We start from the raw sequence: 12364 nt of genomic DNA on the forward strand, positions 1-12364 counted from the left end.
AGGTTACTGTTTTATGACCAGATTATTAACCTTGCCAGCCCGAGGAAAATAGCGAAAGATGGCGCTATTCGGGCATCAACAGTGCCAGTGCGTGTCCTGAGGGAGCCATGAGTCAAGACGTCACCGCGAAGATGTTAAAGCCCGATTTTGATAGTGAAGTTTCCGGTCTGGTGCATGGTTATCTGTTTCATGAACAGCGCCCCCCGCAGCCCATCGCCTCTGGCGAGGTGTGCGCCCGTTATCAGGCGCTCGCCGATGACAAGGCGTTTATCTGGTTACACCTGAATCTCAATCATGCCACCGCCGAAAAATGGTTAACCAGCCACTTTCCGGTGGCGGACTTTTTCTTCGAGGAGATCCGCAGCGGCTCGCACACCACCCGCATTGAGCGACAGGGGGAGAATCTGTTCGCTGTGCTCAACGATGTGCTGTTTCGTCCGCAGGATACCAGCGCGGAAACCGCCACGCTGTGGCTCTACTGTAGCCCTAAGCTGGTGGTGACGGCGCGCTTCAAACCGTTGCGGTTTATCGAATGGATGCTGCCGCGTCTGCAGACGCTCAGGGTGAATACCTCTACCGAGCTGCTGGCTTTTCTGCTGGAGGAGCAGGAGGAAGTGCTGGAGCAGGTCGTCCGCCAGGCCAGCCGCCATGTCGACCTTATTGAAGAGCGTCTCCTGAGCAATCACGTGCAGCGCAACCGGGCCGATCTGGCGCGGCTGCGGCGGATGCTTTTACGTTTTCAGCGGCTGCTGGCGCCGGAGCCGGCGGCGATGTTCCGGCTGCTCAACCGGCCGCCGGCGTGGATGGATCGTGCAGTGGTGCAGGCGTTTCGTCAGTTCACCGAAGAGTTTAGCGTGGTGCTCAATGACCTGTCCGGCCTGATCGAGCGCATCAGTCTGCTGCAGGAGGAGATTGGCGCCCGCCAGCTGGAGCAGAGCAACCGCACCCTCTACACCCTGACGGTGATCACGGTCCTCGCGCTGCCGATTAACATCGTCGCTGGCTTCTTCGGCATGAATGTCGGGGGGATCCCGCTGGCGAGTAACCACCACGGGTTTATCCTGCTGGTGGTGATAGTCGCCATCTTTACCCTCGGCGCCGGCTACCTGGCATTCCGCCGGCGCGATGACCTGTAGATTGCGCGTCGAATCAGCTGAGGCTGCGCAGGGCGGCAATCAGTCCTTCGACACCGCGTTCCAGCTTCTCGCGCGGGCAGCCGACGTTGAGGCGCAGAAAGCCGTTGCCCTCAGGACCATAGGTATAACCCGGCATAATCGCCACCTTCTGTTCGGCGATCAGCGCCTGCTGTAGCGCGTGGTCGTCGATGTTCAGGGGGCGCAGGTCGATCCACGCCAGGTAGGTGGCCTCCGGCGGCTGCCAGCAGAGTGCGGGGAAGGCATTGTTAAGCGTGTCGGCGACATAGCGCATATTCGCTTGCAGATAGTCACGCAAGGCGTCGAGCCAGGGAGCCCCGTCGCTATAGGCGGCGATATGGGCGACCAGCGCCGGCACGGAGGGAGAAGAGAGCCCGTCGCGGGCCTTCAGCGCCTGCAGGTAGCTGTCGCGCGCGTTCGCCTCGGGGATAAAGCCATAGGCCCCGGTAAAGGCCGGAATATTAAAGCTCTTCGAACCGGAGGTGAACAGCGCCCATGGCCCCTGAGCGACCTCGCTCCACGGGATATGGCGGTGTTCGCCCCAGGTCATGTCCATATGAATTTCGTCGCTAATCACCCTGACGCCATGTTTTTGACACAGGGCCGACATGGTTTGGAGCTCCTCGCGACGCCAGACTTTCCCCGTTGGGTTGTGCGGGCTGCACAGCAGCAGCAGGGTATTCTTCGGTTCCGCCAGCGCGGATTCCAGGCGGGCCATATCGCAGTGCCATTGATTATTCGTCAGGGTCAATGGCACCGGGGCAATCTCCCGGCGGTTAGCGGTGATGGTCTTATAGAATGCATCGTAGGCAGGGGTATGGACGACGACGCCGTCGCCTTCGCTCGACCACTGGCGGATGGTTTCCGCCACCATGTAGATAACCGACGGCCCGTAGACCACCGTTTGCGGATCGATGACGCTGTTAAACCGGCTGGCGTACCAGTGGGCAATCGCCCCGAGAAACGCCTCGTTCTGCCAGCGACTGTAGCCGAACACCCCGTGGGCCAGCCGCTGGCTGACGGCGTCGAGAATGCAGGGCGCGGTGGCGAAATCCATATCGGAGATGGTGAACGGCAGCAGGTCGGCGGCGCCAAACCGGTCGGCGACATAGTCCCACTGTGTGCACCAGGTACCGTGGCGGTCGATGGGGGTGGCAAAATCAAACATCGGAACTTCCTTAGCGAATGTCCCCCTCCGCGCGGAAGGGGGACCAGTGGGGTCAGGCCTGCACGGTATTCATCAATACGGCCATTTCATCTTTTACTGACTGCACCTGCGGGCCAATAACCACCTGCAGGTTATGCTGATTGAGCTGAACCACCCCGATGGCGCGATGGGCTTTCAGCGCGGCGGCGTCCACTTTGCTCATATCGTGTACCGACAGACGCAGACGAGTAATGCAGTTATCCAGCGAAACAATGTTCTCGGCGCCGCCGAGCGCCGCCAGAATCGCCGGCACGTTATAGCCGGATTTGCCGATGGTACCGGCGACGGCTTTCTCCACGCTGGCGGCGGTGTCGATATCGCGGCCCGGCGTTTTCAGATTGAAGCGGGTAATGGCGAAGCGGAAGATGGCATAGTAGACCGCGAACCAGATAGCCGCTACCACCGGCACCAGATACCACTTGGTCGCAAGGCCATGCAGGATGCCAAACACCACGAAGTCGATGATATTGCCGTCGGTGTTGCCGATGGTCACCCCGAGCACCGCCATGATGGTAAAGCCGAGACCGGTCAGCAGCGCGTGGATGACATACAGCACCGGCGCGACGAACAGGAACAGGAACTCCAGCGGCTCGGTGGTGCCGCCGACCACGCAGGCGATGACCCCGGAGATCAGCAGGCCTTTAATTTTATGCCGGTTTTCCGGACGGGCGCAGTGGTACATCGCCAGCGCGGCTCCCGGCAGGCCGCCGAGGAAGGCCGGCATTTTACCCTGCGACAGGAAGCGGGTGGCGCTTTCGGAGAAGCCGTGGGTGGTTGGGCAGCTTAGCTGCGCCTGGAAGATGGTCAGTGCGCCGCTGACGCTGTGGCCGCAGACGTCGAGGGTACCGCCGGCTTCAGTGAAGCGGATCAGCGCCACCAGGATGTGGTGCAGGCCAAACGGCAGCAGCAGTCGCTCGCCGGTGCCGAAGATCATCGGGCCAAAATCCCCGGCGCTGTTGATCATCTTCCCGAGGGCGTTGATCCCCATGGCGAAGACTGGCCACACCAGCGGGATCGCCAACCCGACCAGACCCAGCACCACGGTGGTGATGATCGGCACGAAGCGGGTGCCGCCGAAGAAGGCCAGGGCGTCCGGCAGGCGAATGTTATGGAAGCGTTCATGCAGCAGCCAGACGATAATCCCGGCGATAACCGCGCCGAGGATCCCGGTATCGATCGACGGAATACCGATGATGTTCTGGATATTGTTGGCCTTCAGGATCGCGGCGTCGGTGGTGGGCAGAATGCCTTTCGCCGTCAGCCAGAAGTTGACCGCCAGGTTCATGACCGCGTAGCCGACAAAGCCGGCGAAGGCGGCGACGCCTTTGTTCTCCCGCGCCAGCCCCAGTGGGATGGCGATACAGAACATGACCGGCAGGAAGCTGAAGGCAAAGGAGCCGACTTTGCTCATCCAGATAAAGATGGCCTGCAGCAGCGGCATATCCAGCCACGGCAGCAGCGTCAAAACATCGTGACTGCTTAACGAACTGCCGATCCCCAGCATGATCCCACAAAACGAGAGCAACGCTACGGGCAGCATAAAGGTTTTTCCGAGCTGCTGGAAAAACTCCCATAAAGTGATTTTTGGTGCTGTTTTCGCCGTCATAACACGGTTCCTGATTCTCAAGTGGTCGGGAAGAACTAACGCCACGGCAAGATAAAACGTTTTACCAGTTTTTAGTGCGATAAAAATCACATAATCAAGCGATAATAAGGTTTATAAAGATTGCACAATGATAAAACGTTTTATCGACAGGCAAGGGAGTCAGCCAGCACGTTATGGCTATCGCAAAAAAGATCACCATCAATGATGTGGCGCAGGCCGCCGGGGTCTCCGTGAGCACCGTCTCGCTGGTGCTGAGCGGTAAAGGGCGCATCTCCAGCGCCACCGGCGAGCGAGTTAATCAGGCCATCGAACAGCTGGGATTCGTGCGCAACCGCCAGGCCGCCTCGCTGCGTGGCGGGCAGAGCGGGGTGATTGGCCTTATCGTTAGCGATCTGTCAAAGCCGTTTTACGCCGAATTAACCGCCGGCCTCACCGACGCCCTGGAAAGGCAGGGGAAAATGGTGTTCCTCACCCAGGGCGGGCGCAGCGGCGAGAAGATAGATCAGCGGTTTGATACCCTCGCGGCGCAGGGGGTCGACGGGGTGATCATCGCCGGGTCGATCGATCGCGGGAGCGAACTGCGCGAGCGGGCCGCGCAGGCCGGCGTGCCGCTGGTGTTTGCTTCCCGCGCCAGCTACCTTGACGATGTCGACCTGATCCGCCCGGACAACATGCAGGCGGCGCAGCTGGTGACCGAGCATCTTATCCGCCGCGGCCATCAGCGGATCGCCTGGCTTGGCGGGCAGAGCTCGTCGCTGACGCGCGCCGAGCGGGTCGGCGGCTATTGCGCCACCTTGCTGAAATACGGTCTGCCGTTTCACAGCGAATGGGTGCTGGAGTGCGAGTCGAGCCAGAAGCAGGCGGCGGAGGCGATGGCGGGGCTATTGCGCCAGAACCCGACCATCACCGCGGTGCTGTGCTACAACAACGTGGTGGCCACCGGCGCGTGGTTTGGTTTACTGCGGGCCGGAAGGCAGAGCGGAGAGGATGGCGTCGAGAGCTATTTCGAACAGCGGGTGGCGCTGGCGGCCTTCGCCGACGTGCCGGAGGCGGCGCTGGATGACCTGCCGCTCACCTGGGTAACGACCCCGGCGCGCGAGATGGGGAAAACCCTGGCAGAGTCGATGCTGCGACGGCTGGAGGAAGGTACCGGCGAGGCGCGAAACCAGATTATGCCGCCGCGGCTGGTGACACGGAAATGAGGGAGACGGCGCGCGATGGCCGTCTCCTGAGACGATAAGTTACGGCTGCGGGGCGGCGTCGTCCTGCTGAGGAGCGGCGTCATCCTGTTGCGGCTGGCCTTCCTGCGGCGCCGCGTCCGGTTGAGCAGGCGCTTCCAGACCAAACATCGCGGCAAAATCCTCCAGCGGCATTTTCTGTCCGTTCAGCGTCACCTGGCCGTTAGCGTACTGCAGGCTGCTGCTGATGGCGTTATCTTCCATGGTGGTGATGCGGAACATCTGGCCCATCGCCGCCAGGCCTTTGACCTGCTGATCGGCGAGTTTGGCCGCATCGGCTGGCTGGTAACCTTCCAGACCGGCGATTTTGGTCATCAACTCCGTCGCCATATCCACCGGGATCACCACCTTGCCGTCAAGGGACTGCACCACGCGATCCAGACTGTCCGCCAGGGTCTGCGGTGGGGTGGTCACCTGGGCCGGATCCTTCAGCAGAACCGACAGATTCAGGGTACTTTCCCCTTTGGCATTGCGCCAGCTCAGCGGAGAGATAGTCACCGATGGGTTGCCTTTAAGCAGGATCGGCAGCGCATTGAACAGGGTTTCGGTTAACGCCTGCTGGTACAGTTCCGGGTTTTGCGCCAGTTCCGGTTTTGCCAGCAGCGCCTGAGACTGTGCACTGTACTGCTGACTAAACTGGTGCCACGCCTGACCGTCGACATTATCCACTTTCAGCGTCAGTTTGCCGCTGCCCATATCCTGCCCCTGCAGCTTGAGGCTGTTCACGGTGTAGTTCACCTGGCTGTTCACGCCTTTGCCGTCCTGGGTCAGCGTCGAGCCGCCGTCCAGCGCCATCCCGTCAACCAGCGCCAGCTCTTTGCCTTCGACGCTGATGGCCAGTTTATCGAGGGTCATTTTTTGCTGGCCGATACGTTCGTTGAAGCTGGCCAGTTCGGTGGCGCCGTCGGTGGTCAGGTTGACGAAGCGCAGCTGTACCTTCTGATTATATTCGTTGAGCGCATCGATCTGCCCGCTGCCGGCCTGGCCCTTCAGGCTGATGTTTTTGCCGTCGCGATCGGCGTCGAGCTGGAACTGACCGCCGCTGAAGGTGACTTTCTCATCACCTTTGGCATAGTCGAGGGCATTGAGCACGATCGCTGACTGGCTGTCGCCGCTGTAGGCGATGCGTGTATCGACGGTAAAGGGAGTGTTGCCTTTGGCGATCTCGAACAGCGCCTGGCTGGCATCATTTTTCACCAGCGTGGTGTGGACCGAGGCCATCGCCGGGGCCAGATTAAAGGTTTTTAATGAGGCCAGCGGGAAGGGTCCATGATCGACCACCTCGTCAAGTACCACGCTCTGTCCGGCGGCCAGCCAGCTGTTGGCCTGACCGGCGATCGGCTTAACCACCAGCTGCAGATGGCTGCTGAACAGCCCGCGCTGGTAATTCTGATAGCTCAGCTCCAGACCTGATTCCGGCGCGCTGCTGCGTAGCTGCGCGTTAGCCTGCTGCACCATATCGGCGATCCGGCCTTCCAGCTGTTTGCCGGTGTACCAGGCGCCGCCTGTCCATACCACGCCCAGCGCCACGATGATGCCTGCTGCGACCAGCGATTTTTTCATAGCATTTGTCCATAAATGAAGCCAGGCGGAGAGACCGCCTGGCTGAGTTGTCATCATTCAGTAAGCGCGACCTGAAAGGTCAGTCACTTACTTGAGCTTATTGAACACGCGCGCCACGCGGCCGCGTCCGCTGACCTGCACCGGTGATTCGTTGGCGGCCACGAAAGCCGACTCGCCCGGCTTGAGCGTCAGGCTCTGGTCACCTTTGTGCAGTACGGCTTCGCCGTCGACGCAGAAAATAATCGCCGCGCTCGCCTGAGCCAGATCGCTGGCCTCGGCGGAGAGGTCGTGCAGCGAGAAGGCAAAATCTTCCACCGGGATCGGGAAGTCCAGCTCTGCGCCGTGCTGCTGCGGCTGGGTCAACAGCTCACCCGCCGGTTTGGCTTCAAACTTGACGTTAGCGACCAGCTCAGGAATATCAATGTATTTCGGCGTCAGACCGGCACGCAGTACGTTATCCGAGTTGGCCATCACCTCCAGCGCCACCCCCTGCAGATAGGCATGCGGCGTTTCGGCGAACAGGAACATGGCTTCGCCAGGGTTCAGCTTCACCACGTTCAGCAGCAGCGGCGAGAAGAGGCCGCTGTCGTCTGGATAGAATTCCGCGATCAGACGGATAGTCTGCCACGGTTCGCCCTGTTCACGGGCCAGTACGTCGCGCAGCACCTGCAGCGCCTTGGCTTTTTCCTCACCCTGCATATTGAGCAGGCTGGCAAACAGCTGGCTCAGATGAGCCGCGTCCGGCTGCTGCAGGAAGGCGCCAATCGCCGGATGCGCGCTAGCCACCGGCTGCAGCAGGGTGACAATCTCGCTGAACTCGCGAAACGCATTCATCGCCAGGAACGGCGTCAGGGCAAAAACCAGCTCCGGCTTGTGGTTTGGATCTTTATAGTTACGCTCGGCGGCGGAGAGCGGGATGCCGGCGGCGTTCTCGCGGGCGAAACCTTCTTCCGAGGCCTGCTTGTTGGGATGGACCTGAATAGAGAGCGGCTGAGCGGCGCACAGCACTTTAAACAGGAACGGCAGCTCACCAAAGCGGGCGGCAACCTTGTCGCCGAGCAGGGCGGTTTTATCCGCGTCAATCACCTCGCGCAGCGAACGCGGCTGGCCGTCGGCCGCCAGGATCTGCGAGCTGCTCTTCGGATGCGCCCCCATCCACAGCTCCGCCATCGGCAGGTTGTCCGGGTTGGCAATGCCATACAGTTCAGTTAAAGCGGTGTGGCTTCCCCATGCGTAGTTCTGTACGGCGTTGATCAGCTTTTGCATTCTCATTCCCTGTATCAATCAAAGTAAAAATTATTGCTCTATTAAACCAGTAAACCGTGGAGAAGCAACTGCTGAAAGAAAAAGTCGTCCCTGTCTCAGTTTTTGTTAAAAAATTGTGTAAGATTGATCGACTCGCTTTTCTACAGGCACATGGAGTCCCTGCCTGAAACATAATCAGCCAAAGCAGTAAGTGAGAGTACAATGTCGAATAAACCGTTTGTTTACCAGGATCCTTTTCCCCTCAAAAAGGATGACACCGAGTATTATCTCCTCAGCAGTGATTACGTCTCCGTCGCCGAATTTGCCGGCCAGGAAGTGCTAAAAGTCGACCCTCAGGCGCTAACCCTTCTGGCGCAGCATGCTTTCCACGACGCCTCCTTTATGCTTCGCCCGGCGCATCAGCAGCAGGTGGCGGATATCCTTAACGACCCGGAAGCCAGCGAAAACGACAAATACGTCGCCCTGCAGTTCCTGCGCAACTCGGATATCGCCGCCAAAGGCATTCTGCCCACCTGCCAGGACACCGGCACCGCGATCATCATGGGTAAAAAAGGCCAGCGCGTGTGGACCGGCGGCGGTGATGAAGCCGCTCTGGCGCAGGGTGTGTACAACACCTATATCCAGGACAACCTGCGCTACTCGCAGAACGCGCCGCTGGATATGTATAAAGAGGTTAACACCGGTACCAACCTGCCGGCGCAGATCGATCTTTATGCTACCGATGGCGATGAGTACAAATTCCTCTGCATCGCCAAGGGCGGCGGTTCGGCGAACAAAACCTATCTGTACCAGGAAACCAAAGCGCTGATCACCCCGGCGAAGCTGAAAAACTATCTGGTTGAGAAGATGCGCACCCTCGGGACCGCCGCTTGTCCGCCGTACCATATCGCCTTTGTGATCGGCGGGACTTCGGCGGAAGCGACGCTGAAAACCGTGAAGCTGGCCTCCACCAAATACTACGATGGCCTGCCGACCGAAGGTAACGAGCATGGCCAGGCGTTCCGCGATGTGCAACTGGAGCAAGAACTGCTGCTGGAAGCGCAGAACCTTGGCCTCGGCGCGCAGTTCGGCGGGAAATACTTCGCCCACGATATCCGCGTGATCCGTCTGCCGCGTCACGGCGCTTCCTGCCCGGTAGGGATGGGCGTCTCCTGTTCCGCCGACCGCAACATCAAAGCCAAAATCAACCGCGACGGCATCTGGATCGAGAAGCTGGAGAGCAATCCGGGGAAATATATCCCTGAGCATCTGCGCCAGGCCGGGGAAGGCGAAGCGGTGAAGGTGAATCTTAACCAGCCGATGAGCGAGATCCTGGCGCTGCTGTCACAGTACCCGGTGTCCACCCGTTTGTCGCTGAGCGGCACTATTATCGTGGCCCGCGATATCGCTCACGCCAAGCTGAAGGAGCTTATCGACAGCGGTGAAGCACTGCCGCAGTACGTCAAAGATCACCCGATCTACTATGCCGGTCCGGCCAAGACACCGGACGGTTACGCCTCCGGCTCTCTGGGACCGACCACCGCAGGGCGCATGGATTCATACGTTGATCTGCTGCAGTCGCACGGCGCGAGCAAGATCATGCTGGCGAAAGGCAACCGCAGCCAGCAGGTCACCGACGCGTGCCACAAACACGGCGGCTTCTACCTCGGCAGTATCGGCGGCCCGGCGGCGGTACTGGCCCAGCAGAGCATCCGCAGCCTCGAGTGCGTGGCGTATCCGGAGCTGGGTATGGAGGCTATCTGGAAAATTGAAGTGGAGGATTTCCCGGCGTTTATCCTCGTCGATGATAAAGGCAATGACTTCTTCCAGCAGATCCAGACGTCGCAGTGCGCCCGCTGCGTGAAGTAACCCAGACCGCCCTTCGGGCGGTTTTTTTATGTCGCTTCGCGGCACGAACCACCAAAACAACTTATAAATCTGGCCAATACTTAGTCTTTTAAGCAGGTGAGCTTTGTCGCTATGACGCACTTTGAATCCAAGGAGAAAGTAATGACAACGCATCGCAGTGAAAAAGACTCGATGGGCGCCATCGACGTCCCGGCCGATAAGCTCTGGGGCGCCCAGACCCAACGCTCGCTGGAGCATTTCCGCATATCAAGCGAAAAAATGCCCGGGGAGCTGATTTACGCCCTGGCGCTGACCAAGCGGGCGGCGGCGAAGGTTAATCAGGATCTCGGGTTGCTGACGGCGGAGAAAGCCGGGGCGATCGTCGCTGCCGCTGACGAAGTCCTCGCCGGAAAGCACGCGCAGGAGTTCCCGCTGGCTATCTGGCAGACCGGCTCCGGCACCCAAAGCAATATGAATATGAACGAGGTGCTGGCCAACCGCGCCAGTGAACTGCTGGGCGGTGAACGGGGGATGGCGCGAAAAATTCATCCCAATGACGATGTGAATAAGAGCCAGAGCTCAAATGACGTGTTCCCCACCGCCATGCACGTCGCGGCGCTGATTGCCCTGCGGGAAAAAGTGATCCCGTCGCTGCAGGCGCTGCGGGCGACGCTCAATGAAAAAGCGGTAGCCTTCAGGGATATCGTCAAGATCGGCCGCACCCATCTGCAGGACGCCACGCCGCTCACGTTAGGCCAGGAGATCTCCGGCTGGGTGGCGATGCTGGACCATAGCCTGAAGCACATCGAAGCCAGTCAGCCGCATCTTGCCGAGCTGGCGCTGGGCGGGACGGCGGTAGGAACCGGGCTGAATACCCATCCGGAGTATGCCGTGCGGGTGGCGGCCGAGCTGGCGTCGCTCAGCGGACAACCATTTGTCACCGCACCAAACAAATTCGAAGCGTTGGCCACTGTGGATGCCCTGGTCCATGCCCACGGCGCGCTGAAAGGCCTGGCGGCGTCCCTGATGAAAATCGCTAACGATGTCCGCTGGCTGGCCTCCGGCCCCCGCTGCGGCATTGGCGAAATCGCCATCCCGGAAAACGAGCCAGGGTCATCGATTATGCCCGGCAAGGTTAACCCAACCCAGTGCGAAGCCCTGACCATGGTCTGCTGCCAGGTGATGGGCAACGACGTGGCGGTGAATATCGGTGGCGCCTCCGGCAACTTTGAGCTTAACGTCTATCGCCCGATGGTCATCCACAACTTCCTGCAGTCGGTGCGTCTGCTGGCGGACGGCATGGCAAGTTTTAACGAGCACTGTGCGGTGGGTATTGAACCGAATCGCGAGCGGATCAGCCAGCTGCTCAATGAGTCGCTGATGCTGGTCACTGCGCTGAATACCCATATCGGCTACGACAAGGCGGCGGAAATCGCTAAAAAAGCGCACCATGAGGGGCTGACCCTCAAAGCCTCGGCGCTGGCGCTGGGCTACCTGACGGAAGCCGAATTCGACAGCTGGGTGCGCCCTGAGGAGATGGTTGGCAGCCTGGCTACTCGCTAGCCAGCCAGAGGTGCAGGCGCGGGATAAGTAATCTCAGCGACTGCGCCTCCGGTTTGTAGCGGTACTGGACATTGTCGGCGTCATAGTTCAGCAATTCGCCGATATCCGGGACGCTGACCCCCTGGCTGCCGGATATCAGCGCGATCAGCGGGCTGGGGCAGGCGTACTGCACCTGTTTCTGCTCGCTGGCGTACCAGACGCGGGCAATCGGCTGCACTTTCACCGGCCGTTTGATTTTCAGCCGCGCCCGCTGCGGCAGGGCGGCGATGTCCTGATACTCCCTCTCAAGCTTGCTCTGCCACTGCTCACGGGTCCACGGCGGCACCGCCCGCGGTGATTGCAGGCTTTTCTCCAGCATCATCAATACCTGGTCGCGGGTCAGGTTCTTGATCACGTGTTTATTGGCCCAGCCGAAGCGGATGGTGCTGGGGTCGATAAGGGGCGTCAGCGTGCGGTAGGCGCTGAGGGTGATCAAGCCCGGCAGGTGGCGATGCACCCATTCAAAACGGGCAGTAGGGGGCAGGCCAGAATCGACGGTGACGATTTTCTCGAAGGTAGCCTTCAGGGCGTTAATATGCTGAATGCGCGCCAGCAGATCCTGCTGCTCCGCGGCGGTGACCTGCAGGCAGATAGCCCCTGGCAGACGGACGGCGGCCTTGCTGCTGCGGTTTTCCGACTGCTGCTGGATAAACAGATGGCTGTAGTGGCGCAGGGCGAGGGCCAGCGCCGCCTTGCCGCTGTGCTGCACCACCGGTATGTTCGCCAGCGGATCGTGCTCGGCATCCTTACTGACCGCCGGCAGTTCAAATACCCTGGCCGCCAGCAGCCGACAGCTGCTTAATGCCTGCTGGAGCGTCTGCAGCTCCAGCTCGATCTGGCGAAAGGTATCATTCAGACGTTCAACAAGATCGTAGCTGGCCATCATTTCACCTTAGTTACA

Annotated in this window: 9 protein-coding genes; 4 read left to right on the plus strand and 5 right to left on the minus strand. The window is 60.1% G+C overall.

Features of this window, described 5'->3' with window-relative positions:
- The first annotated feature begins 107 nt into the window (after positions 1-107).
- A complete protein-coding gene (locus HMPREF3142_RS20635) occupies positions 108-1136 on the plus strand; it encodes a CorA family divalent cation transporter (protein ID WP_008805082.1) in 1029 nt (342 codons plus the stop codon).
- Between the two features lie 13 nt (positions 1137-1149).
- On the opposite strand, the gene HMPREF3142_RS20640 is transcribed toward HMPREF3142_RS20635, so the two are convergent.
- Both HMPREF3142_RS20640 and malX read right to left on the minus strand, forming a co-directional pair.
- On the minus strand, positions 1150-2322 hold the full coding sequence (locus HMPREF3142_RS20640) for a MalY/PatB family protein (protein WP_070612520.1): 1173 nt from the start codon (positions 2320-2322) through the stop codon (positions 1150-1152).
- A gap of 52 nt (positions 2323-2374) precedes the next feature.
- Positions 2375-3967: a maltose/glucose-specific PTS transporter subunit IIBC gene (malX, locus tag HMPREF3142_RS20645; RefSeq protein ID WP_012541901.1), complete on the minus strand. Its 1593-nt coding sequence runs from the start codon at positions 3965-3967 to the stop codon at positions 2375-2377.
- Between the two features lie 173 nt (positions 3968-4140).
- Between malX and HMPREF3142_RS20650 the strand changes: the two genes are divergently transcribed.
- Positions 4141-5169, plus strand: a complete 1029-nt coding sequence (locus tag HMPREF3142_RS20650; RefSeq protein WP_008805079.1) for a Mal regulon transcriptional regulator MalI — start codon at positions 4141-4143, stop codon at positions 5167-5169.
- Positions 5170-5208: 39 nt separating this feature from the next.
- On the opposite strand, the gene HMPREF3142_RS20655 is transcribed toward HMPREF3142_RS20650, so the two are convergent.
- Positions 5209-6768 carry a YdgA family protein gene (locus HMPREF3142_RS20655; protein WP_032735477.1) on the minus strand — a complete coding sequence of 520 codons (1560 nt, stop codon included), beginning with the start codon at positions 6766-6768 and terminating at the stop codon, positions 5209-5211.
- 87 nt (positions 6769-6855) lie between these two features.
- The gene (gene manA, locus HMPREF3142_RS20660; RefSeq protein ID WP_070612522.1) at positions 6856-8034 is read right to left on the minus strand and encodes a mannose-6-phosphate isomerase; all 1179 of its coding nucleotides are present in this window, start codon (positions 8032-8034) and stop codon (positions 6856-6858) included.
- A gap of 201 nt (positions 8035-8235) precedes the next feature.
- Here manA and fumA point away from each other — a divergent pair, with 201 nt between their 5' ends.
- A complete protein-coding gene (fumA, locus tag HMPREF3142_RS20665) occupies positions 8236-9882 on the plus strand; it encodes a class I fumarate hydratase FumA (RefSeq protein WP_023340069.1) in 1647 nt (548 codons plus the stop codon).
- Between the two features lie 141 nt (positions 9883-10023).
- Positions 10024-11424, plus strand: a complete 1401-nt coding sequence (fumC, locus tag HMPREF3142_RS20670) for a class II fumarate hydratase (RefSeq protein ID WP_012541897.1) — start codon at positions 10024-10026, stop codon at positions 11422-11424.
- On the opposite strand, the gene tus is transcribed toward fumC, so the two are convergent.
- Entirely contained in the window at positions 11414-12346 is a 933-nt protein-coding gene (gene tus, locus HMPREF3142_RS20675; protein ID WP_008805074.1) for a DNA replication terminus site-binding protein, read from the minus strand. The two genes, fumC and tus, sit on opposite strands and share 11 nt — an antisense overlap.
- Positions 12347-12364 lie beyond the last annotated feature (18 nt).

The organism is Klebsiella sp. HMSC16C06 (genome assembly GCF_001808325.1).
Taxonomy (GTDB): Bacteria; Pseudomonadota; Gammaproteobacteria; order Enterobacterales; family Enterobacteriaceae; genus Klebsiella; species Klebsiella variicola.

Excerpts from the sequence above, each read along its gene's own strand:
- HMPREF3142_RS20635 (WP_008805082.1), top strand. The coding sequence starts at position 108 with ATGAGTCAAGACGTCACCGCGAAGATGTTAAAGCCCGATTTTGATAGT.
- HMPREF3142_RS20640 (WP_070612520.1), bottom strand. The coding sequence starts at position 2,322 with ATGTTTGATTTTGCCACCCCCATCGACCGCCACGGTACCTGGTGCACA.
- malX (WP_012541901.1), bottom strand. The coding sequence starts at position 3,967 with ATGACGGCGAAAACAGCACCAAAAATCACTTTATGGGAGTTTTTCCAG.
- HMPREF3142_RS20650 (WP_008805079.1), top strand. The coding sequence starts at position 4,141 with ATGGCTATCGCAAAAAAGATCACCATCAATGATGTGGCGCAGGCCGCC.
- HMPREF3142_RS20655 (WP_032735477.1), bottom strand. The coding sequence starts at position 6,768 with ATGAAAAAATCGCTGGTCGCAGCAGGCATCATCGTGGCGCTGGGCGTG.
- manA (WP_070612522.1), bottom strand. The coding sequence starts at position 8,034 with ATGCAAAAGCTGATCAACGCCGTACAGAACTACGCATGGGGAAGCCAC.
- fumA (WP_023340069.1), top strand. The coding sequence starts at position 8,236 with ATGTCGAATAAACCGTTTGTTTACCAGGATCCTTTTCCCCTCAAAAAG.
- fumC (WP_012541897.1), top strand. The coding sequence starts at position 10,024 with ATGACAACGCATCGCAGTGAAAAAGACTCGATGGGCGCCATCGACGTC.
- tus (WP_008805074.1), bottom strand. The coding sequence starts at position 12,346 with ATGGCCAGCTACGATCTTGTTGAACGTCTGAATGATACCTTTCGCCAG.